General features: G+C 71.7%; 18 protein-coding genes. 8 read left to right on the forward strand and 10 right to left on the reverse strand.

The features are described from left to right. Positions 1 to 7: 7 nt before the first annotated feature. From ACFC0Z_RS24265 to ACFC0Z_RS24290, 6 genes are all read left to right on the forward strand, one after another. Positions 8 to 1,840, forward strand: coding sequence for a PQQ-binding-like beta-propeller repeat protein (locus tag ACFC0Z_RS24265; RefSeq protein ID WP_376441615.1), 1,833 nt, complete (start codon positions 8 to 10; stop codon positions 1,838 to 1,840). 164 nt (positions 1,841 to 2,004) lie between these two features. Then, positions 2,005 to 2,694: a response regulator transcription factor gene (locus tag ACFC0Z_RS24270; RefSeq protein WP_376441618.1), complete on the forward strand. Its 690-nt coding sequence runs from the start codon at positions 2,005 to 2,007 to the stop codon at positions 2,692 to 2,694. A gap of 101 nt (positions 2,695 to 2,795) precedes the next feature. Continuing rightward, positions 2,796 to 3,839 (forward strand): galactose-1-phosphate uridylyltransferase, encoded by a 1,044-nt coding sequence (gene galT, locus ACFC0Z_RS24275; protein ID WP_376441621.1) that lies wholly within the window; start codon positions 2,796 to 2,798, stop codon positions 3,837 to 3,839. After that, positions 3,836 to 4,843, forward strand: a complete 1,008-nt coding sequence (galE, locus tag ACFC0Z_RS24280; protein ID WP_376441624.1) for a UDP-glucose 4-epimerase GalE — start codon at positions 3,836 to 3,838, stop codon at positions 4,841 to 4,843. The genes galT and galE overlap by 4 nt, the downstream gene beginning before the upstream one ends. Further along, positions 4,840 to 5,979, forward strand: coding sequence for a galactokinase (gene galK, locus ACFC0Z_RS24285; protein WP_376441627.1), 1,140 nt, complete (start codon positions 4,840 to 4,842; stop codon positions 5,977 to 5,979). The genes galE and galK overlap by 4 nt, the downstream gene beginning before the upstream one ends. A gap of 254 nt (positions 5,980 to 6,233) precedes the next feature. Continuing rightward, complete coding sequence (locus ACFC0Z_RS24290) at positions 6,234 to 7,019, forward strand: LuxR C-terminal-related transcriptional regulator (protein ID WP_376441630.1); 786 nt, start codon at positions 6,234 to 6,236, stop codon at positions 7,017 to 7,019. Here ACFC0Z_RS24290 and ACFC0Z_RS24295 read toward each other — a convergent pair. After that, on the reverse strand, positions 6,978 to 7,475 hold the full coding sequence (locus tag ACFC0Z_RS24295) for a MarR family winged helix-turn-helix transcriptional regulator (protein WP_024754861.1): 498 nt from the start codon (positions 7,473 to 7,475) through the stop codon (positions 6,978 to 6,980). The two genes, ACFC0Z_RS24290 and ACFC0Z_RS24295, sit on opposite strands and share 42 nt — an antisense overlap. A 213-nt stretch (positions 7,476 to 7,688) precedes the next feature. Between ACFC0Z_RS24295 and ACFC0Z_RS24300 the strand changes: the two genes are divergently transcribed. After that, the gene (locus tag ACFC0Z_RS24300) at positions 7,689 to 9,818 is read left to right on the forward strand and encodes a S8 family serine peptidase (protein ID WP_376441633.1); all 2,130 of its coding nucleotides are present in this window, start codon (positions 7,689 to 7,691) and stop codon (positions 9,816 to 9,818) included. A gap of 96 nt (positions 9,819 to 9,914) precedes the next feature. On the opposite strand, the gene ACFC0Z_RS24305 is transcribed toward ACFC0Z_RS24300, so the two are convergent. From ACFC0Z_RS24305 to ACFC0Z_RS24320, 4 genes are all read right to left on the reverse strand, one after another. Next, positions 9,915 to 11,627 carry an FG-GAP repeat domain-containing protein gene (locus tag ACFC0Z_RS24305; RefSeq protein ID WP_376441635.1) on the reverse strand — a complete coding sequence of 571 codons (1,713 nt, stop codon included), beginning with the start codon at positions 11,625 to 11,627 and terminating at the stop codon, positions 9,915 to 9,917. Positions 11,628 to 11,732: 105 nt separating this feature from the next. Further along, positions 11,733 to 13,442, reverse strand: a complete 1,710-nt coding sequence (locus tag ACFC0Z_RS24310; RefSeq protein ID WP_376441638.1) for an FG-GAP repeat domain-containing protein — start codon at positions 13,440 to 13,442, stop codon at positions 11,733 to 11,735. A 218-nt stretch (positions 13,443 to 13,660) separates the two neighbouring features. Continuing rightward, entirely contained in the window at positions 13,661 to 14,368 is a 708-nt protein-coding gene (locus ACFC0Z_RS24315; RefSeq protein WP_376441640.1) for a TetR/AcrR family transcriptional regulator, read from the reverse strand. Next, a complete protein-coding gene (locus tag ACFC0Z_RS24320; RefSeq protein WP_376441642.1) occupies positions 14,365 to 15,375 on the reverse strand; it encodes an acyl-CoA desaturase in 1,011 nt (336 codons plus the stop codon). Before ACFC0Z_RS24320 ends, ACFC0Z_RS24315 begins: the two co-directional genes overlap by 4 nt. 240 nt (positions 15,376 to 15,615) lie before the next feature. On the opposite strand from ACFC0Z_RS24320, the gene ppc reads away from it, so the two are divergent. Then, positions 15,616 to 18,345, forward strand: coding sequence for a phosphoenolpyruvate carboxylase (gene ppc / locus ACFC0Z_RS24325; protein ID WP_376441645.1), 2,730 nt, complete (start codon positions 15,616 to 15,618; stop codon positions 18,343 to 18,345). Positions 18,346 to 18,418: 73 nt separating this feature from the next. On the opposite strand, the gene ACFC0Z_RS24330 is transcribed toward ppc, so the two are convergent. The 5 genes from ACFC0Z_RS24330 to ACFC0Z_RS24350 all read right to left on the reverse strand — a co-directional run bounded on the left by ACFC0Z_RS24330 (position 18,419) and on the right by ACFC0Z_RS24350 (position 22,459). Next, positions 18,419 to 19,306: an LPXTG cell wall anchor domain-containing protein gene (locus ACFC0Z_RS24330; RefSeq protein ID WP_376441648.1), complete on the reverse strand. Its 888-nt coding sequence runs from the start codon at positions 19,304 to 19,306 to the stop codon at positions 18,419 to 18,421. Positions 19,307 to 19,439: 133 nt separating this feature from the next. Beyond that, positions 19,440 to 19,883, reverse strand: a complete 444-nt coding sequence (locus tag ACFC0Z_RS24335; RefSeq protein ID WP_376441650.1) for a hypothetical protein — start codon at positions 19,881 to 19,883, stop codon at positions 19,440 to 19,442. A gap of 48 nt (positions 19,884 to 19,931) precedes the next feature. Further along, positions 19,932 to 20,531: an aminoacyl-tRNA hydrolase gene (gene pth / locus ACFC0Z_RS24340; protein WP_376441653.1), complete on the reverse strand. Its 600-nt coding sequence runs from the start codon at positions 20,529 to 20,531 to the stop codon at positions 19,932 to 19,934. Between the two features lie 98 nt (positions 20,532 to 20,629). After that, positions 20,630 to 21,214 (reverse strand): 50S ribosomal protein L25/general stress protein Ctc, encoded by a 585-nt coding sequence (locus tag ACFC0Z_RS24345; RefSeq protein WP_376441656.1) that lies wholly within the window; start codon positions 21,212 to 21,214, stop codon positions 20,630 to 20,632. Between the two features lie 270 nt (positions 21,215 to 21,484). Next, entirely contained in the window at positions 21,485 to 22,459 is a 975-nt protein-coding gene (locus ACFC0Z_RS24350) for a ribose-phosphate diphosphokinase (RefSeq protein ID WP_266892749.1), read from the reverse strand. Positions 22,460 to 22,462 lie beyond the last annotated feature (3 nt).

The raw sequence follows: 22,462 nt of genomic DNA on the forward strand, positions 1-22,462 counted from the left end.
CGAACCGATGACGCAGCCCCCGCCGCCCCCGCCGAGCGAGCCCCCCGGCGGCTTCGGCGCCCCCACTCCGCCGCAGCAGCCGCCGGCGCCCGGTTACGGCTACCCGCAGCAGCCGCCCCAGCCCGGTTACGGCTACCCGCAGGCACCCCAGCAGCCCCAGCAGCCCCAGCCGGGGCCGTACCAGGCCCCGCAGGCCCCGCAGGCACCCCAGGGTCCCCCGCAGCCTCAGCAGCCCCAGCAGCCCCCGCAGTACGGCGGCTACCAGCCGCAGCAGCCGGTCCAGCCCCCGTACGGCTACCCGACCCAGCCGCAGCAGCCGTACGGCTACGCCCAGCCCCCGGCCCCCGCGCCGGTGGCGGGGAAGAAGCTGTCCGCGCAGCTCCAGATCGTCATCGCGGCGGCCGTCGCCATCGCCCTGATCGTCGGCTTCGGCATCTGGTACGCCAACTCCGGCGGTGACGAGGGCGACGAGGGCAAGAACGAGGTCAGCACCGCCGGTCCCGCCAGTGGCGGCGGCAGCGGCGAGGCCAAGGGCACCGGCGGCACCGGCGGCGGGGGCCAGGAGAAGGCCCCCGGGAACGTCCAGGCGAAGCAGGCCTTCACGGTGCCGAAGCCCAAGGTCCCGGACGTCACCGACGTCTCCGGCTCCTGGGTGACCGACAAGGCGTACGTGAAGACCGGCGTCAACGGCATCACCGCCTACGACCTCGCCAAGGGCTCCACCGTGTGGACCCTGCCGCTGACCGGCCAGGTCTGCGGCGCCTCCCGCCAGCTGACGGCCGACAACAAGGTCGCCATCCTCTTCGAGGCGAGCAAGCGGGTCGCCCCGCGCTACTACCAGCAGTGCACCGAGGTCGGCGTCGTCGACCTCGCCACCGGCAAGCTGGTCTGGTCGACCTCGGTCACCGGCGGTTCCGCCGGCGACGAGAAGGCCCGCTTCAGCGAGATCACGATCAGCGGCAAGACGGTCGCGGCCGGCGGCACCGACGGCGGCGCGGCCTTCGACATCGCCAACGGCAACCCGCGCTGGAAGCCGCAGCCGAACGACCAGAACTGCTACGACCTCGGCTACGGCGGCGGCGAGGGTCTCGTCGCGGTCCGCAAGTGCGGTCCGTACGAGGCGCAGTACGTCCTCATCCAGAACCTCAACCCGGTCTCGGGCGCGCCCCTGTCCCAGTACAAGATGCCGACCGGTGTCGAGTACGCCTCGGTCGTCTCCACGAAGCCGCTGGTCGTCGCGGCCGACGTCGGCGACAGCGCCGGTGACGGCAGCGGCATCTCGGACTTCTTCTCGATCGACGAGAAGACCGGCAAGCTCAAGGCGAAGATCACGGCGGACGCGGACCAGTACGCGGGCCGCTGCCGCTCGACCGAGGTCGAGTCCTGCACCAAGCTCGCCGTCGGCAACAACCGGCTGTACGTGCCGACCGAGGAGCACGAGGGCAGCACCGGCGAGTACGGCGCCGAGACGAACGAGATCATCGCCTTCGACCTGAACACCGGGAAGATGGTGCCGGAGAAGGCGGACGCGGGCGACAAGTACCGCCTGGTCCCGCTCCGCATGGACGGCGGCAGCATCATCGCCTACAAGTCCCCGCCGTACGACAAGGGCGGCCGGATCGTCTCGATCGACGGTGTGACGATGAAGGAGACGCTGCTCCTGGAGAACCCGGCGACTCCGTCGGGCAGCATCGGCGAGAAGACCTTCTCCTCGGACTACTCGGAGATCCTGTACCGCGACGGACGGGTCTTCATGTCCGCCCAGATGCTCTCCTCCCCGAGCTCGTCCTCGTCCTCCTCCGCCAAGGAACCCCTGGCGATTTCCTTCACCACCCGGTGAACTCGCTGACGCCGTAACGGCGTCCGTGGGACACTCGCGCGGCCCGGCGCATCGGTTCACCCCGATGCGCCGGGCCGTTTGCATGACTCGCCCGTGGGCGAGGAATTCGGGATCGGAACGGGCGGGCCGGGGACGGCCGGCCCGGAGGATGGGGGTTGACCGGGATGGGCGTACGCCTCGTGGTGGTGGACGACCACCGACTGCACGCCGAGGCGCTGGCGTCGGCGCTGAAGCTGCGCGGGCACCGCGTGCTCGCGGCGGCGGCGCCGGTGGCGGGCGCGGCGGAGCTCGTCGTGGGCCGGGCGCCCGAGGTGTGCCTGCTCGGCACGGCCGCCCCGGCCGCCCCCGGCGCCTTCGACGTGGTCGCCCGGATCAGGCGGGAGCGGCCCCAGGTGGCCGTGGTGGTGCTCGGGCCCGTGCCGTCGCCGCGCGGGATCGCCGCCGCGTTCGCGGCCGGGGCCGCCGGGTACGTCCGGCACGACGAGCGGATCGAGGGCGTCGAGCGGGCGATCGTGAAGGCCCGCGCGGGGGAGTCGGCGGTGGCCCCGGGGCTGCTCCAGTCGGCCTTCGCGGAGCTGCTCAACCCGGCGGAGCGGAAGGACGACGAGGGGATGCGGCTGCTGCGGCTGCTCACCCAGCGGGAGGTGGAGGTCCTGGTGCGGGTCGCGGAGGGGGAGGACACGCGGCTGATCGCGGCGGGGATGCGGATCGCGCCGAGCACGGCGCGGACGCACGTCCAGCGGGTCCTGATGAAGCTCGGTGTCGGTTCGCGTCTGGAGGCGGCGGCGCTCGCGGCGCGGACGGGGCTGCTCGACCGGGCGGTTCCGCGCCAGCGCGACGGCTTCACCCTTTAGGGCGTCACTCGTTCGTGGGGTCCACCGGCATTGACGGCGATGTTTGAATGTGGTTCTTTGTGCGTGGTTCTGTTTGATCCCGCCCGGAGGGCCACGCCCCAGTGAAGAAGACCGTCACCACCCTCGCCGACGGCCGCGAGCTCATCTACTACGACAGCCGCGACGACCTCGTCCGTGACGCCGTCGACCCCCGCCCCCTCACCGCCGTCACCTCCCGCTCCGAGCTCCGCCACGACGAGCTGACCGGCGACACGGTGACCGTCGCCTCGCACCGGCAGGCCCGTACGTACCAGCCGCCGGCCGACGCCTGCCCGCTCTGCCCCGCCAAGGGCGGCCGCGAGAGCGAGATCCCGGAGGAGAGCTACGAGGTGGTGGTCTTCGAGAACCGCTTCCCCTCGCTCTCCGGCGGCCTCGGCCGCTGCGAGGTCGTCTGCTTCACCGAGGACCACACCGCCTCCTTCGCCGACCTCACCGAGGAGCAGGCCCGGCTCGTCCTCGACGCCTGGACCGACCGGACCGCCGTGCTCTCCGCCCTGCCCGGCGTCGAGCAGGTCTACTGCTTCGAGAACCGCGGCCAGGAGATCGGCGTCACCCTGCCCCACTCGCACGGCCAGATCTACGCCTTCCCGTACGTCACCCCGCGCACCGCCCTCATGCGGCGCCGGATCGACGAGCACCGCGAGGCCACCGGCCGCAACCTCTTCGACGACGTCCTCGCCCGCGAGGCAGCCGACGCCGAGCGGGTGGTCCTGGAGACGGAGCACTGGATCGCCTTCGTGCCGTACGCCGCCCACTGGCCGTACGAGATCCACCTGCACCCCAAGCGCCGGGTGCCCGACCTGCTCGCCCTCGACGAGGCCGCCCGCACAGAGTTCGCACAGGTCTACCTGGAACTCTTGAGGCGCTTCGACCGGATCTTCGGCCCGGACGAGCCGCCGACGCCCTACATCGCCGCCTGGCACCAGGCGCCGTTCACGGACGAGCGGCGCGAGGAGTTCGGGCTCCACCTGGAGCTCTTCACCGTCCGACGGGCCTCCGGCAAGCTGAAGTTCCTCGCGGGCACCGAGTCCGGCATGGGCGCGTTCATGAACGACGTACGGCCGGAGGACGCGGCCCGACGCATCCGAGAGGTGGCGAGCAAGTGACCACGGCAGTGCCCGCGACGGGCAGGAAGTACCTGGTGACCGGCGGGGCCGGATACGTGGGCGGCGTGGTCGCCGCCCATCTCCTGGAGCGCGGCGACCGGGTCGTCGTCCTCGACGACCTCTCCACCGGCTTCCGCGAAGGCGTCCCGGCGGGCGCCGAGTTCGTCGAGGGCCGTATCCAGGACGCGGCGAACTGGCTGGACCCCTCCTTCGACGGCGTCCTGCACTTCGCCGCCTTCTCCCAGGTCGGCGAGTCCGTCGCCAAGCCGGAGAAGTACTGGGAGAACAACGTCGGCGGCACCATGGCCCTGCTCGCCGCGATGCGCGCGGCCGGGGTCGGCAGGCTCGTCTTCTCCTCCACCGCCGCCACCTACGGCGAGCCGGAGACCGTCCCGATCACCGAGTCCGCGCCCACCGCGCCGACCAGCCCGTACGGGGCGAGCAAGCTGGCCGTCGACCACATGATCGGCGGCGAGTGCGCGGCCCACGGCCTCGCGGCCGTCTCGCTGCGGTACTTCAACGTCGCCGGGGCGTACGGGGAGCAGGGCGAGCGCCACGACCCCGAGTCGCACCTCGTCCCGCTCGTCCTCCAGGTCGCGCAGGGCCGCCGCGAGGCGATCTCGGTGTACGGCGAGGACTACCCGACCCCGGACGGCACCTGCGTACGGGACTACATCCACGTCGCGGACCTCGCCGAGGCCCACCTGCTCGCGCTCGACGCGATGACGGGCGAGTCCGTCCCTCCGGGCGAACACCTGATCTGCAACCTCGGCAACGGCAACGGCTTCTCCGTCCGCGAGGTGATCGAGACCGTCCGGAAGGTCACCGGCCACCCGATCCCCGAGATCGCCGCCGAGCGCCGCCCCGGCGACCCGGCCGTCCTCGTCGCCTCCGCCGACGCCGCCCGCGAGCGGCTCGGCTGGACGCCGTCCCGCCCGGACCTGGCGGACGTCGTCGCCGACGCCTGGACCTTCGCACAGCAGCGGGAAGGAGCACGCGCGTGAGCGTCGCCGCCGACTTCGAGGCCCTGTACGGCTCCGCCCCCGACGGGGTGTGGGCCGCGCCCGGCCGGGTCAACCTCATCGGTGAGTACACCGACTTCAACGACGGTTTCGTGCTGCCGCTCGCGCTGCCGCACACCGCCGTCGCCGCCGTCTCCCGCCGCGAGGACGGCGTCCTGCGGCTGCACTCCGCCGACGTCGAGGGAGGGATCGTCCAGCTCGACGTCGACGCCCTCGCCCCGCTCTCCGGGGGCGGCTGGGCCGCCTACCCGGCCGGTGTCGTCTGGGCGCTGCGGGAGGCCGGTCACCCGGTGACCGGCGCCGACATCCACCTCGCCTCGACCGTGCCGACGGGCGCCGGGCTCTCCTCGTCCGCCGCCCTCGAAGTCGTCACCGCCCTCGCCCTGAACGACCTCTTCGGCCTCGGCCTCACCCGGCCCGAGCTCGCGCGGACCGCCCAGCGCGCCGAGAACGCCTTCGTCGGCGTCCCCTGCGGGGTCATGGACCAGATGGCCTCCGCCTGCGCGGCGGACGGCCACGCCCTCCACCTGGACACCCGCGACCTCTCGTACCGGCAGGTCCCCTTCGACCTGGCCCGCGAGGGGCTCCGGCTGCTCGTCGTCGACACCCGCGTGAAGCACGCGCTCGGGGACGGCGCGTACGCCGAGCGGCGCGCCGGTTGTGAAGCGGGTGCGCGGGCGCTCGGAGTGCGCGCCCTGCGCGACGTGGACGCCGCGACCCTGCCCGAGGCCCTCGCCCGCCTGGAGGACGAGACCGTGGCGCGGTACGTCCGGCACGTCGTCACTGACAACGCGCGCGTGGAGCGCGTGATCGCGCTCCTCGACGCGGGCGAGACCCGCGCCGTCGGCCCCGTCCTCACCGAGGGGCACGCCTCGCTCCGCGACGACCTGCGGGTCTCCTGCGCCGAGCTGGACCTCGTCGTCGAGGCGGCGAACGAGGCGGGCGCGCTCGGCGCCCGCATGACCGGCGGCGGCTTCGGCGGCTCCGCCGTCGTCCTCGTCGAGACCGGCACGGCGGAGGCGGTCGCCGCCGCCGTCGAGAAGGCCTTCGCCGAGGCCGGTCACGCGGCCCCCGGCATCTTCCCGGCCGTGCCCTCGGAGGGCGCCCGCCGGCTCTGAGCCGGAACCGTGTCCGTACGGTCATGCCCCCTGTCCGTACGGGCAGTTCCGTCAAACGGCCCCCGTCGGCCCGCCCCGCCCCTACTCTGGGCGCAGCACCGGTGGGGGCCGGTGCCGTTTCAGGGGTCGAGTCCGGTCGGATACGGCGTCGGCAGCGGGGTAGAAGTCAACGCACGGCGGCGGCCGCGCGACCGACGGGCCCGCCTCCGGCGCCGTATCCGCGCCGGTCCGTTCCTCGACACGTGGGAGTGTCCGTGGCACGTATCCGGGTCCTGGTGGTCGACGACCACCGCATCTTCGCCGAGTCGCTGGCCGCCGCGCTGACGGCCGAGCCCGACGTCGACGTCTCCGCGGCCGGCAGCGGCCCGGCCGCCCTGCGCTGCCTGGAGCGCGGTACGGCGGAGGGCCGCAGGTTCGACGTGCTGCTCGTCGACGCCGAACTGGGCGCGGGCCCGGCCGCCGCGGCGCGCGCGGCGGCGCCCGAGGCGACCTCCGACACGGAGGGGGCCCCCTCGGTCGACGGGATCGCCCTCGTCGCCGCGGTCCGCCGCCTCCAGCCCGCCGTCCGCACCGTCGTCCTCGCCGAGAAGGACGACCCGCGCAGGGCCGCGCACGCCCTCCAGGCCGGGGCCTCCGGCTGGGTGGCGAAGGACTCCTCGCTGCAACGGCTCCTGGCGGTCGTCCGCGGCGTCCTGCGCGACGAGACCCATCTGCCGCCCGCGCTGCTCACGGGCGTCCTGCGCGAGCTGACGGCGGCCCGCAAGCACCGCACGGACAGCGAGCGGCTCGTCGAGTCCCTCACCCCGCGCGAGCGGGAGGTCCTCCGCTGCATGGTCGCGGGCCTGGGCCGCAAGGCCGTCGCCGAGCGCCTCTTCCTGTCCCCGCACACCGTCCGTACGCACATGCAGAACGTGCTGGGAAAGCTCGGCGTCCACTCGACCCTGGCCGCGGTCGCCCTGGCCCGCCGTGCGGGCGTCGGCCCGGCGGCGCTCGACGTCCTACCCGGGGACGTTGTCGAACGGGGCGGTCAGCCGGCGTAGCAGCGCGGCCAGTTCGCCGCGCTGGGCGCGGGAGAGCTGCGCGAGGATCGCGCGCTCCTGGGCGAGCAGCCCGGCGAGTGCCTCGTCGGCCCGGTCCCGGCCCTCGGGCGTGAGCCGTACGAGGACCCCGCGCCGGTCGCTGGGGTCGGGGAGCCGCTCGACGAGGCCCTTCTTGGTGAGCCGGTCGATGCGGTTGGTCATGGTGCCCGAGGTGACCAGGGTCTGGGTGAGGAGCTGGCCGGGGGAGAGCTGGTACGGGGCTCCGGCGCGGCGCAGCGAGGTGAGGACGTCGAACTCCCAGGGCTCCAGCTGGTGCTCGGAGAAGGCGAGCCGACGGGCACGGTCGAGGTGCCGGGCCAGCCGGGAGACGCGGCTGAGGACCTCCAACGGCTCCACGTCGAGGTCCGGGCGCTCACGGCGCCATGCAGCGACCAGTCGGTCGACCTCGTCCTCCATGACGATCAGTGTAGAGGGTCTGTTGACATAAAGTCTCTTGGTGTGAAGCTTCTCGAAAAGAAATATCTTGACATCGAGACAGCGTCATCCTCCTGGCCTTCCCCCTGACCTCCCCCCTGCCCTCCCCCTGAGACCGAACGCGGAAGATCCCTCAGGGGATTGACCCCTCCTACGCTGCCGCCATTCCCACTCGACGCGCGATGGAGAGCACCAGTGAAGAGACCCATAGGCGGCGTGGTCGTCGCCGCGATGGCGGCAGCGGCCATGATGATCGGCACGGCACCGGTGGGCGCGAGCCCGGTGACCGGAACCGTGACGGTCAACGCGGACGGCCCGGTCGCCTCCGCACTGTTCGACGAGGCGCAGAGCGGCGGCACCGTCCGCGTCAACGTCGTCACCGCCCAGCAGTCCCAGATCGCCTCCGTCGCCGAGGCCGGCCAGACCCTCGTCTCGTACGGCACGCTGCCCATGACCACCCTCCGGGTGGACACGGCGGGTCTCCAGGCGCTGAACTCCACCCCCGGTGTCGTCAGCGTCACCGAGGACAAGATCGCCAGGACCACCCTGGACGAGTCCACCGTCAAGATCGGCGCCGACAAGACCGTCGCCGCCGGAAAGACGGGCGCGGGCACCGCGATCGCGATCCTCGACACCGGCGTCGCCGTCCACCACCCCTTCCTCTCGGGCCGGGTGAAGACCGAGGCCTGCTTCTCCTCCAACGACGCCGTCAAGGGCGCCAGCAGCCTCTGCCCCAACGGCGCCGAGACGCAGGAAGGCCCCGGCAGCGCCGACTCCGAGAGCGGCCCCTGCGCCACCTCAGGCGTCAACTGCTCCCACGGAACGCACGTCGCCGGCATCGCCGCGGGCAACGGAGCGGGCCTCACCGGGGCGCCCCGGCACGGTGTCGCCCCCGGCGCGGACATCGTCGCCATCCAGGTGTTCTCCAAGTTCGAGGCGGAGTCGTCCTGCGATCCGCTCCCGGCCCCGTGCATGGGCGCCTTCGAGAGCTCCGTCACCAAGGCCCTGCAGAAGGTCCTCGACCTGAAGAACGCCGGGACCAACATCGTCGCGGCCAACCTGAGCCTGGGCGTCGACCTGTGGGCCGCCGCCTGCGACCAGGACCCCCGCAAGGGGATCGTCGACGCCCTGCGCGCCGCCGGTGTCGCCACCGTCGTCGCCGCCGGCAACCAGGGGGCCACCAACGCCGTCAGCGCGCCCGGCTGCATCTCCTCCGCCGTCACCGTCGGCTCGACCACCGACGACGACCAGCTCTCCCAGTTCACCAACCGCGGACCGCTGCTCGACCTGCTCGCCCCGGGGACGACCATCCTCTCCTCGGTCCCCGGCGGCGGCTACACCTCGAAGAACGGCACCTCCATGGCCGCCCCGCACGTCGCGGGCTCCTTCGCCGTCCTCCGCCAGACCTACCCCAACCTGAGCATCGACCAGCTCGAAGAGCTGCTCAAGACCAACGGCAAGCCCATCACGTACACCGAGGGCACCACTCCCCGCGTCCAGCTCGACAAGAGCGCGCCCTCCGCCCCCGCCGTCCCCGGCGACATGACCGGCGACGGCAAGCCCGACCTCGTCGCGATCGAGGACACCGGCAAGCTGTGGCTGTACCCCGGCACGGGCACCGGCGGCCTCGGCGTGCGCATCCTGATCGGTACGGGCGGCTGGAGCGGCGCCTCGATCGCGCACCGCGGGGACTGGACCGGGGACAAGAAGGAGGACCTCGTCGCCGTCGTCGGCGGTGACCTCTACGTCTACCCGAACACGGGCAACGGCATCCTCGGCGCCCGCATCAAGCTCACCACGCTGAACACCGCCACGCGCATCACCGTCCCCGGTGACGTCACCGGCGACGGGCAGCCCGACGTCCTCGCCATCTACGACGGCGTCGACTCCTACAACGGGGGGCTCTTCCTCTACGCCGGCGTCACCGGCACCACCCCGGCCGTCCTCGCCCGCAAGCTCCAGACCACCGGCTGGCCCGTCGGCGTGACCCTCAGCGCCATGGGCGACGGAGACAAGGACGGCAAGGTCGACCTCCTGTCCCGCGACTCCACCGGCCTGCTGCGCTACCACTACTGGAACACCAGCACGGCGGTCTTCCACCCCGGTGGATACAACGAGTACGGGACGGGCTACACCTTCACCAACCGGCCCCTGGTCACGGGAGGCGGCGACGCCGACGGCAACGGAGTCGTCGACATGTGGGCCACCACCAACACCGGCACCCTGCTGTTCTACAAGGGCGGCAGCTCCATCCACGGCCCGATCGACGGCAGCTCCGTCGTGGTCGGCAGCGGCGGCTGGAGCACCATCAAGGCCATCAGCTGACGCACCCCTCCGTACAACGGCGGAACGCCCCGCACCGGGAGATCCGGTGCGGGGCGTTCCGTGTGTGGCGCGTTCCGTGTGCGGCGCGTGCGACCGTCAGTTCAGGAAGTTGTAGCCCTGGTAGCCGGTGCCGATCTGCACCCGCCCGCCGATGGCGGCCGAGGTACCCGTACCGGAGTACCGGTACAGCGTGCCCGAGGAGTTCACCGCGACCAGGTCGGCCTTGCCGTCACCGGTCAGGTCGCCCGGCGTCGCCAGCTTGCTGTAGGCGCCGTAGCCGTAGCCGATCTTCACGCGGCCCGCGAACGGAGCCGACGCGTTGCCGGTGCCCTTGTGCAGCCACAGGTTGCCGGACCGGTCACGGCCCACCACGTCCGCGCGGCCGTCGCCCGTGAAGTCACCGGCGCCGAGGATCTTGTTGTAGCCGCCCCAGCCGGTGCCGACGCGGGTGCGGGCGCTCAGGCCCGTGCCGAGGCCGTTGCCCTTGTACAGGTAGAGGTAGCCGTCCCGGTCGCGGGCGATCAGGTCGGCCTTGCCGTCACCGGTGAGGTCGCCGGGGCCGGTGAGGGAGTTGTAGACGCCCCAACCGCCGCCGCCGCCGAGGTCGCCGCCGGTGCTGCCGTTGTACAGGTGGCCGTCGAAGACCTCCAGGACGTCACCGACCGGGCCCGTGTCCATCGCCGCGACGTGCGTGAAGTTCGCACCGGTCCAGTTGTCGTCGCCGCCCGACAGGCGCGAGTCGAGACGGCCGTCGTTCCGGCCCCGGTGCCACCACAGGCGACCGGACGTGTCGCGGCCGTACAGGCCGGCCTTGCCGGTCCAGGGGATGCCGCCCGACTGGGCGAACTGGTCGACGTGACGCCAGTCGCTGCCGAGCTTCACCTTGGCCGTGTACGTGCCGTTGCCGGCGCCGCTGTACGCCCAGAGGGCGCCGTCCTTGTCGCGGCCGAGCAGGTCGCCCCGGCCGTCGCCGTTCCGGTCGTCGACCGCGATGAGCTGGTTGTACACGCCCCAGCCGCTGCCGACGAGCTTGCCGGGCCGGAAGCCGATGGCCGCGTCGGGGTTGGACCCGTGGAAGTACAGCTGGCCGTTGGTGCGCCGGCCGATGATGTCGCCGAGACCGTCACCGTTGTTGTCGCCGACGCCCACGAGCTGGTCGTAGCCGCCCCAGCCGGTGCCGATCCGCACGGGGGCGGCGAAGGGCGCGCTGCCGCCGGTCCAGCGGTAGTACATCAGGTCGCCGTTGTACTTGCGGGCCAGCAGGTCGGCCTTGCCGTCGCCGTTGATGTCGCCGGGCGAGAACACCTTGTTGTAGGCGGTCCAGCCGTTGCCCGTCCACGAGACCGAACCGGCCGTCGAGGAGACGTCCGTGTACAGCCGCAGCTGGCCGTACTGGGTGAGCGTGAGCAGCTCGGGCTTGCCGTTGCCGTTCTGGTCGCCGAGCGGGACGAGGTCGTACGCGATCACCCGCTCGCTCTCGTTGAACACGGTGGCGCTGCCGCTCGACGGCGCGACGAGGGTGAACCCGCTCCGGTTGCGGAAGATCAGGTCGGTCCGGCCGTCACCGCTGACGTCGAAGCGGGACCGGGCGACGGCGGCCGCGCCGGCGATCCGGGCCGTGCCCGGCTCGGCCGAGGGCTGCCCCATGTCCAGCGTGGGCGTGCTCTTGTCGGTGAGCCGGGGCTCCGTCAGGACGGGCCGGGGCTTGGTCTCGGCGAGGGCCGGCGAGGCGAGGACCATGCCGGCGGAGAGGGCGAGGGCGGTGCAGGCGGTCACGCCACGGGCACGGCCGAAGAAAGAGGAACGCAAAAGGTCTCCCTAGGAAGTACGGGGATCCGGTGAGAGGAAGAAGGAGGGGGAGGGGAGCGCCCCGCGCCGGTGTACGGCGCGGGGCGCTCGGCGAGCCGTCAGCCGTCAGGACAGGCGGTTGTACACGCCGTAGCCGTAGCCGATCTTGGCGGCCTTCACGAACGTGTTCGGGGCCGTGTTCAGGTGCGGGTAGAGGTCACCGGCCGAGTTCACCCCGAGGATGTCGCCCTTGCCGTCGCCGTTCAGGTCGCCGGGGGCCGCCAGCTGCTTGTACGTGTTCCAGCCGGTGCCGATCCGGAGCCGGGGCTTGAACGGGGAGGTCTCGACGCCGGTGCCCGCGAACAGGTACAGGCTGCCGTCCTTGTGGCGCGCCAGCAGGTCGGCCCGTCCGTCGCCGGTCAGGTCGCCGGAACCGAAGATGCGGTTGTACGCGCCCCAGCCGCTGCCGACCCGCAGGCGCGCGTGGAGCGTGGTGCCGTCGTAGTTGGTCCGGTACAGCCAGAGCACGCCGTCGCGGTCGCGGGCCACGAAGTCGCCGGTGCCGTCGCCGTTCAGGTCGCCCGGTCCGGCGAGCTCGCTCATGCCGGCCCAGCCGCCGCCGAGGTCGCGCTCGCCGTTGTAGAGGCGGCCCTGGAAGATCGTCAGGGTGTCCGAGATCCCGTCCCGGCCCAGCGAGTTGACCTCGAAGGGCGTGGCGGCGGCCCAGCCGCCGGTGTCGCTGATCTTGTAGCGGGCGGAGAGCCTGCCCGTGTTCAGCGCGGCGTACCAGTAGAGGGTGCCGGCCTTGTCGCGGGCGAGCAGGCCCTCCTTGCCGTGTGCCGGGACGTTGCCGGCGCCGGCCAGCTGGGCCGCGCCGGACCAGCTGCCCGCGCCGCTGATCTGCTTGGCGGTGAGGAACTTGCCGGAACCGGTGCCGAAGTACTCGTACATCCGGCCGTCGACGGTGCGGGCGAGGACATCGGGGACGCCGTTGCCGTTGTCGTCGTCGATGCCCACGATCTGGTTGTACTTCTGCCAGCCGGAGCCGACCTTCACGCGCGGCTTCAGCGTGTACGGGTTGCCGGTGCTCCCGAAGTAGTACAGGTCGCCGGCGGGCGTGCGGGCGAGGAAGTCGCCCCGGCCGTCGCGGTCGCTGTCGCCGAGGCCGATGAGCTGGTCGTAGCCCTGCCAGCCGCCGCTGATCAGCCGGGGCGCGTGGAAGGGACCGTTGGGCGTGCCGGTGGACAGGTACGCCCACAGCTCGCCGGTGCGCGTGCGGGCCAGCACGTCGGCGCGGCCGTCGCCGCTGATGTCGCCGGGCGAGAAGACCTTGTTGTACTTCTGCCAGCCGGCGCCGGACCAGCGGTACGTGCCGCCGGAGGTCTTCGCGTTCCCGTAGAGGGACAGCGAGCCGAACTTCGACAGCATCAGGACCTCGGGTCCGCTGCCGTTCTTGTCCTGGTCGCCGATCGGGACGATGTCGACCGAGAACTCCGGGGTCCCGGTGAACTTGGACGAGTCGGCCGTCGTGTTCACGGAGTACGTGGCGCCGTTGTTGGTGCGGTAGAGAACGTCGCTGTGGCCGTCGCGGTCGAGGTCCGCGCGCGGGGCGATGACGGACGCCGTGGCGCCGGCGATTCCGGCGGACCGGGCGTCTCCGGCCGACGGGACGGCGCGGTGCGCGGGGACGGACGGGGCGGCGGACGGCTTCTGCCCGGCCGCGACGGGCGCCGGAGCGCCGGCCGAGGCGGTGCCCGCCAGGAGCATGCCGGCGGAGACGGCGAGAGCGGTGCAGGCGGCGACGCGGCTCGCGCGCCGGGAATTCTGGAACAGCAAGAAAAATCCCCCCCCAGGGATTCAGAGGTGTGAGGAACCAGACCGAGGGAGGGGATCGACACGGCGTCGAACAGGATCAGTGCAGGCCGGAGGCCTGAAAGGTGGACGCGCGGAGACGGAATCTCCCGGCGGCCGGAACACCCCCCTGGATGGTGAAAAAGATTCTACTCACAACGACATCGTGCGCCAGAGATTTCTGAACGCATTCGAAATGTCGATTAAGCCTTTCGGTGACCCATCAGTCGGGGTTTCTGCTCCAGACCGTCGAGCCCGTGCCACGCCAGGTTCACCAGGTGCGCGGCGACCTCAGCCTTCTCCGGCTTCCGCACGTCCAGCCACCACTGGCCGGTCAGCGCCACACTGCCCACCAGCGCCTGCGCGTACAGCGGGGCCAGCTTCGGGTCGAAACCGCGGGCCTTGAACTCCAGGCCGAGGATGTCCTCCACCTGGGTGGCGATGTCGCTGATCAGCGAGGCGAACGTGCCCGTCGACTGGGCCACCGGTGAATCCCGTACGAGGATCCGGAAGCCGTCCGTGTACTTCTCGATGTAGTCGAGCAGCGCGAACGCCGCCTGCTCCAGGAGCTCCCGCGGGTGCCCGGCCGTCAGCGCGCCCGTCACCCCGTCCAGGAGCTGCCGCATCTCCCGGTCGACGACGACCGCGTACAGGCCCTCCTTGCCGCCGAAGTGCTCGTACACCACCGGCTTGGAGACCCCGGCCTTCGCCGCGATCTCCTCCACCGACGTGCCCTCGAAGCCCTTCTCGGCGAAGAGCGTCCGGCCGATGTCGAGCAGCTGCTCGCGGCGCTCGGCGCCCGTCATCCGCACCCGGCGGCCCCGCCGGGCAGGCTTCTGCCCGCCACCGCCACTGCCGCCGGTACCGCTTGTACCGTTTGTCCCGCCGTCGATCGCCACGTCTTCCATCATGCCGCGTCGACGGGTGCGCTCTGGCGGCGGGCTTCGATGCGGGAGGCCGCGGGCCAGCGGACGTCGCTCGCCCAGCCCGCCAGCTCGAACCAGCGGATCAGCCGCGCGCTGGAGTCGATCTGGCCGCGCAGCACCCCGTGCCGGGCCGAGGTCGGGTCCGCGTGGTGCAGGTTGTGCCAGGACTCGCCGCAGGACAGCACCGCGAGCCACCACACGTTGCCCGAGCGGTCGCGCGACTTGAAGGGGCGCTTGCCGACCGCGTGGCAGATCGAGTTGATCGACCACGTCACGTGGTGCAGCAGCGCCACCCGGACCAGGGAGCCCCAGAAGAACGCGGTGAACGCGCCCCACCACGACCACGTCACCAGGCCGCCCACCAGCGGCGGGATCGCCAGGGAGACGATCGTCCACGAGAGGAAGTGGCGGGAGATCGCGCGGATCGCCGGGTCCTTGATCAGATCGGGGGCGTACTTGTGCTGCGGAGTCCGCTCCTCGTCGAACATCCAGCCGATGTGCGCCCACCACAGGCCCTTCATCAGCGCCGGTACGGTCTCGCCGAAGCGCCACGGCGAGTGCGGGTCGCCCTCCGCGTCCGAGAACTTGTGGTGCTTGCGGTGGTCCGCCACCCAGCGCACCAGCGGGCCCTCCACCGCGAGCGAGCCCATGATCGCCAGCGCGATCCGCAGCGGCCGCTTCGCCTTGAAGGAACCGTGCGTGAAGTACCGGTGGAAACCGATCGTGATGCCGTGGCAGCCGATGTAGTACATCGCCACCATCAGCCCCAGATCCAGCCAGCTCACCCCCCAGCCCCAGGCCAGCGGCACCGCCGCGAGCAGCGCCACGAACGGCACGGTGATGAACAGCGCCAGCGTGACCTGCTCGACCGACCCCTTGGTGTCACCGCCGAGCGTGGCGAAGGGGAGGGCCGCGGCCTCGTCGGACGGCGGGGCCGGCGCGGACGACGCGGGTTCCTCGGGCGCCGAGGTCACCTCGGGGCTGATGGTCATGGGTGTCCCCTGGGGGTGAGGGCGGAGGGTGAGAGGGTGCGCGGAAGCACGCCGAGGCTACGGCTCCGTAACCTACGGCGTCGTAAGTATGGCAGCGCCGTGACGCGCGGCAAGGGGGCACGAGAGGGGCGTTGCCCACGCCGCCCCGGAGGACACCTATCCTGGGTGCGTCGGACAGCGCGGTCCGCAAGCCTCCAGTACCCCTCCAGACGTGCTCAAACACTGCAAGGAGCCGCACCTGTGAGCAGTGCCGACCAGACCCCCACCGCCAGCACCGAGCTGCGCGCCGACATCCGCCGACTGGGCGATCTCCTCGGCGAGACCCTCGTGCGCCAGGAAGGCCACGACCTCCTCGACCTCGTCGAGAAGGTCCGCCGCCTCACGCGCGAGGACGGCGACGCCGCCGCCGAGCTGCTCCGCGGAGTCGAGCTGGAGACCGCCGCCAAGCTGGTGCGCGCCTTCTCCACCTACTTCCACCTGGCCAACGTCACCGAGCAGGTGCACCGCGGCCGCGAGATGCGCGAGAAGCGCGCCGCCGAGGGCGGCCTCCTCGCCCGCACGGCCGACATGCTCAAGGACGGCGACCCCGCGCACGTCGCCGAGACGGTCAAGAACCTCAACGTCCGTCCCGTCTTCACCGCACACCCCACCGAGGCGGCCCGCCGCTCCGTCCTCAACAAGCTCCGCCGGATCGCCGCCCTCCTGGAGACCCCGGTCATCGAGGCCGACCGGCGCCGCCACGACCTGCGGCTCGCCGAGAACATCGACCTCATCTGGCAGACCGACGAGCTCCGGGTCGTCCGCCCCGAGCCCGCCGACGAGGCGCGCAACGCGATCTACTACCTCGACGAGCTGCACGCCGGAGCCGTCGGCGACGTCCTGGAGGACCTCGCCGCCGAGCTGGAGCGCGTCGGCGTCGAACTCCCCGCCGGCACCCGCCCGTTGACCTTCGGCACCTGGATCGGCGGCGACCGCGACGGCAACCCCAACGTCACCCCGCAGGTGACCTGGGACATCCTCATCCTCCAGCACGAGCACGGCATCACCGACGCCCTCGACCTGGTCGACTACCTGCGCGGACTGCTCTCCAACTCCATCCGCTACGCCGGTGCCACCCAGGAGCTCCTGGACTCCCTCCAGCGCGACCTGGAGCTCCTCCCGGAGATCAGCCCCCGGTACAAGCGCCTCAACGCCGAGGAGCCGTACCGCCTCAAGGCCACCTGCATCCGGCAGAAGCTCGTCAACACCCGCGAGCGCCTCGCCTCCGGCACCCCGCACCAGGACGGCCGCGACTACCTCGGCACCGCCGAGCTGATCCACGACCTCACCCTGATCCAGACCTCGCTGCGCGAGCACCGCGGCGGCCTCTTCGCCGACGGCCGGATGGACCGCACCATCCGCACCCTCTCGGCCTTCGGCCTCCAGCTCGCCACCATGGACGTCCGCGAGCACGCCGACGCCCACCACCACGCCCTCGGCCAGCTCTTCGACCGCCTCGGCGAGGAGTCCTGGCGGTACGCGGACATGCCCCGCGACTACCGGCAGAAGCTGCTCGCCAAGGAGCTCCGCTCCCGCCGCCCGCTCGCGCCCACCCCGGCGCCGCTCGACGCGGCCGGCGAGAAGACCCTCGGCGTCTTCCACACCATCAAGGAAGCCTTCCAGCGCTTCGGCCCCGAGGTCATCGAGTCGTACATCATCTCGATGTGCCAGGGCGCCGACGACGTCTTCGCCGCCACCGTCCTCGCCCGCGAGGCCGGCCTCCTCGACCTGCACGCCGGCTGGGCCGAGATCGGCATCGTGCCGCTCCTGGAGACCACCGACGAGCTCAAGGCCGCCGACGTCATCCTCAACGACATGCTGGCCGACCCCTCCTACCGCCGCCTCGTCTCGCTCCGCGGCGACGTCCAGGAGGTCATGCTCGGCTACTCGGACTCCTCCAAGTTCGGCGGCATCACCACCTCCCAGTGGGAGATCCACCGCGCCCAGCGTCGCCTCCGCGACGTCGCCCACCGGTACGGGGTCAGGCTCCGGCTCTTCCACGGCCGCGGCGGCACCGTCGGCCGCGGCGGCGGCCCCTCGCACGACGCGATCCTCGCCCAGCCCTGGGGCACCCTGGAGGGCGAGATCAAGGTGACCGAGCAGGGCGAGGTCATCTCCGACAAGTACCTCATCCCGTCGCTCGCGCGGGAGAACCTGGAGCTGACCGTCGCGGCCACCCTCCAGGCCTCCGCGCTGCACACCGCCCCGCGCCAGTCCGGCGAGGCGCTGGCCCGCTGGGACGCGGCCATGGACACCGTCTCGGACGCCGCCCACACCGCGTACCGCAAGCTCGTCGAGGACCCGGACCTCCCGACGTACTTCCTCGCCTCGACCCCCGTCGACCAGCTCGCCGACCTGCACCTGGGCTCGCGGCCGTCCCGCCGCCCCGGCTCCGGCGTCTCCCTCGACGGACTGCGGGCCATCCCGTGGGTCTTCGGCTGGACCCAGTCCCGCCAGATCGTCCCCGGCTGGTACGGCGTCGGCTCCGGCCTCAAGGCGCTGCGCGAGGCCGGTCTCGACGAGGTCCTCGGCGAGATGTACGGGCACTGGCACTTCTTCCGCAACTTCCTCTCCAACGTCGAGATGACGCTCGCGAAGACGGACCTGCGGATCGCCCGCCACTACGTCGAGACCCTCGTCCCCGAGGAGCTCCAGCACGTCTTCGCGGCCATCGAGGCCGAGCACGAGCTGACCGTCGCCGAGGTCCTCAAGGTCACCGGCGGCGAGAAGCTGCTCGACTCCAACCCGGTGCTCCAGCAGACGTTCGCGATCCGCGACGCCTACCTGGACCCGATCTCGTACCTCCAGGTCGCCCTCCTCGACCGCCAGCGCGCGGCGGCCGAGCGCGGCGAGGACCCGGACCCGCTGCTCGCGCGGGCCCTGCTCCTCACGGTGAACGGTGTCGCGGCGGGTCTGCGCAACACCGGCTGATCCGGAGCCACTTCACGACTGTGCCCCCTGCCGATCGGATCGGCAGGGGGCACAGTCGTCGTTACGGGGAGGGTCAGCCCTGCTGCGCGGCCTTGCGGCGGCGGGTCACCAGGAACGCGCCGGCGCCCGCGAGGGCCACGGCGACGGCGGCGATGATGCCGACGGGAGCGCTGGAGCCGGTCTCGGCGAGGTCGCCCTCGGTCGAGCCGTTCTCGCCGCCCTTCTCGTCCGTGCCACCGGTGGTGGAGCCGGTGGAGGAGCCGGTGTCACCGGTGGTCTCCTCGCCCGGGGTGGTGGCCGAGGGGGACTCGGTGCCGCCCGGGGTCTCGGAGGCGCCGGGGGTCTCGCTCGGGGAGGGAGACTCGGTGGAGCCCGGGGTGGTCTCGCTCGGAGAGGGGGACTCGGTGCCGGGAGGCGTGGTCTCCGTGGTCGGAGGCGTGGTCTCCGTGCCGGGAGGCGTGGTCTCCGTGGTCGGAGGCGTGGTCTCGGTGCCCGGGGTGGTCGGAGGGGTCGTGTGCGGCTCCTCCTCGACGGGCTTCGTGCTGGTCGGGCAGGTGTGGGACAGGTTGAACCAGTCCTGCTTGACCGAGCCGCTGATCTCGGCGCTGGCGGAGACCAGCTTCGCGCCGGGGAGGGAGCCCGCGTAGGCGTGCTTGGCGTCCGGGGGACCGAAGACCGTGATGGTCTGGGTGCCGCCGGGCTCGAACTCGACGGTCAGCTTCGTGAAGACGGCGTCCCGGCCCGTGAGGACGAAGTGCCAGCCGTCCTGGTTCGTCGGGATGTTGCCGCAGACCTTCTCCTGCTTGTCCTTGCCGAACTCGGCAGCGGTCAGCGGGAGATCCTCGATCTGGTGGAGACGCAGCGGCTTCGGCGCCTCCGAGGCGGAGCCGACCGGGGCGAGGGCCAGAGAGCCGGCGAGGGCGGCGACCAGAGCGCCGGCCGATATGAGAGTACGTCGCATGTAGCAGTCGTCCATCTGGGAGAGGAGAGTGCCGTGAGAGATGGCTGAGGCAGCCTATCCGTCGCTTTAAGTGATCCTTAACCCAGAGGTCCATAACGATCCGGCCGAACCCATCGGTATCGCCCGGTTTGCCTCAGAGCGCGTAAAAGGCCGCCACAAGAATCGCGCCACCCGCACCCGCCAGCGACCACGCCGTCCGCGAGAGCCGCAGTCCGCCGCCGACCACCGGAGCCGCCAACAGCAGTGCCCCGCCCAGCGGAAGCCACGCGTGGAGACCGCCGGCCCACCCCGTCCGCACACCCTCGTCGGTGTCCGGTTTCACCACCACGGGGATCGTCGCGCCCTGCTCCACCGCGACCGAACGCGGAATCGTCAGGGACCGCCGCTTCGACGCGGGATCCTCGGAGGCGAACGTACCGCTGCACGTCTCGTCCGTACACCCCGTCACCGTCAACGTCCCGTGCTCACGCCCCTGGGAGAGCAGGACGTGCTGGGCGGACGACCACGAAGCCCAGGCGCCCCCGACGACGAGGAGCAGGGCGACCAGGGCCATGGCGGCGTTACGGACGTGCGTCATGACCCGCGATCGTACAGTCGTACCGCCCCGGCACCCGCCCGGCGAGACCTACGAGTTGTACGCCGACTGGGCCCGCTCCAGGCCCTCCGCCACCAGGCACTCCACCGCGTCCGCCGACCGGTCCACGAACCAGTCCAGGTCCTTGCGCTCCGTCGACGAGAAGTCCTTCAGGACGAAGTCCGCGACCTGCATCCGGCCCGGCGGACGCCCGATGCCGCACCGCACCCGGTGGTACTCCGCGCCCATCGCCTTCGTCATCGACTTCAGGCCGTTGTGCCCGTTGTCGCCCCCGCCGAGCTTCAGCCGCAGCACCCCGTAGTCGATGTCCAGCTCGTCGTGGATCGCCACGATGCGCGCCGTCGGCACCTTGTAGAAGTCGCGCAGCGCCGTCACGGGGCCGCCCGACAGGTTCATGTACGACATCGGCTTCGCGAGGATCACCCGGCGGTTCTCGGGCCCGGGAGGACCCATCCGGCCCTCGACGACCTGCGCCTGCGCCTTCTGCGCCCGCTTGAACGAACCGCGGATCCGCTCGGCGAGCAGGTCCACGACCATGAAACCGATGTTGTGGCGGTTGGCCGCGTACTCGGGCCCGGGGTTGCCGAGGCCGACGATCAGCCAGGGGGCGTTGGCGTCGTCCGTCGTCATGCGTCAGAACTCCTCGTGAGCCGTGTCGTGGAAACAGAGAAACGGGGTGACGGGCCGGAACGGCCCATCACCCCGTCACGTCAGACCGAGCCTACGGCTCAGGCCTCCGCGCCCTCGGCCTCGGCCTCGGCCGGGGCCTCCTCGGCCTGGGCGGCCAGGACCTGGAGGACGACGGCCTCGGCGTCGGTGACCAGGGTCACGCCGGCCGGGAGGGAGATGGCGCCCGCGAGGACGGAGGCGCCGGCCTCGAGGCCCTCGACGGAGACCGTGACGGCCTCGGGGAGGTGGGTGGCCTCGGCCTCGACGGAGAGGGTGTTGAGCACGTGCTCCAGCAGGTTGCCACCGGCGGCGAGCTCGCCCTCGGCCTGGACCGGAACCTCGACCGTGACCTTCTCGCCCTTCTTGACGAGGAGCAGGTCGACGTGGATCAGGAAGCCCTTGATGGCGTCACGCTGGACCGCCTTCGGGATCGCGAGCTCGTTGGTGCCGTCGATGTCCAGGGAGAGCAGGACGTTCGGCGTACGGAGCGCGAGGCCGAGCTCGTGGGCCGGGAGGGTCAGGTGGACCGGGTCCGTGCCGTGGCCGTAGAGGACGGCGGGGACCAGGGCGTCGCGGCGGATGGCGCGGGCGGCGCCCTTGCCGAACTCGGTGCGGACGGAACCGGCGAGCTTGACCTCGGACATGCGGTGCTCCTCGTAGAAAAGGGTGACGAAAGGAATCGGGGTCACCCGGCCACGACTGGCGATGGCCTGCTACGAAGAGCGCGTCGATAACGGACCGCCGTGGACCTGTACGTCATGCGTACGGGTACGGCCTCCCTCGCCGAGCAACTACGGCAGTCTACCGGTCGACCGCCCTACCACCCAATTCGATCTCCGGCACACGCTCCGGAAACGGCGAAGGGCCGCTTCCCCCATCGGAGGGAAGCGGCCCTTCGGTCACGCTGTGACGGCTCAGTGCTCCTCGAAGAGGCTCGTCACCGAACCGTCCTCGAAGACCTCGCGCACCGCGCGGGCGATCGTCGGGGCGATCGACAGGACCGTGATCTTGTCGAGCTCGAGCGCGCCCGGAACCGGCAGGGTGTCCGTGAAGACGAACTCGCTGACCTTGGAGTTCTTCAGGCGGTCGGCGGCCGGGCCCGACAGGATGCCGTGCGTGGCCGTCACGATGACGTCCTCGGCACCGTGCGCGAACAGGGCGTCGGCGGCGGCGCAGATCGTGCCACCGGTGTCGACCATGTCGTCGACGAGGACGCAGACGCGGCCCTTCACGTCACCGACGACCTCGTGGACGGTGACCTGGTTGGCGACGTCCTTGTCACGGCGCTTGTGCACGATCGCCAGCGGGGCGTCGAGACGGTCGCACCAGCGGTCGGCGACGCGCACGCGGCCGGCGTCCGGGGAGACGATCGTCAGCTTCGCGCGGTCGACCTTCGCGCCCACGTAGTCCGCGAGGACCGGGAGGGCGGAGAGGTGGTCGACCGGGCCGTCGAAGAAGCCCTGGATCTGGTCCGTGTGCAGGTCGACGGTGAGGATGCGGTCCGCACCCGCCGTCTTCAGCATGTCCGCGACGAGGCGGGCCGAGATCGGCTCGCGACCGCGGTGCTTCTTGTCCTGACGGGCGTAGCCGTACGAGGGGATGATCACGGTGATGCTCCGGGCGGAGGCCCGCTTCAGAGCGTCGATCATGATCAGCTGCTCCATGATCCACTTGTTGATCGGAGCCGTGTGGCTCTGGATCAGGAAGCAGTCGGCGCCACGGGCCGATTCCTGGAAGCGGACGTAGATCTCACCGTTGGCGAAGTCGAACGCCTTGGTGGGAACGAGACCGACGCCCAGCTGGTGCGCGACCTCCTCGGCCAGCTCGGGGTGGGCGCGGCCGGAGAAGAGCATGAGCTTCTTCTCGCCGGTCGTCTTGATCCCGGTCACAGC

The organism is Streptomyces sp. NPDC056144 (assembly GCF_042264145.1).
In the GTDB taxonomy this organism is placed as follows: Bacteria; Actinomycetota; Actinomycetes; order Streptomycetales; family Streptomycetaceae; genus Streptomyces.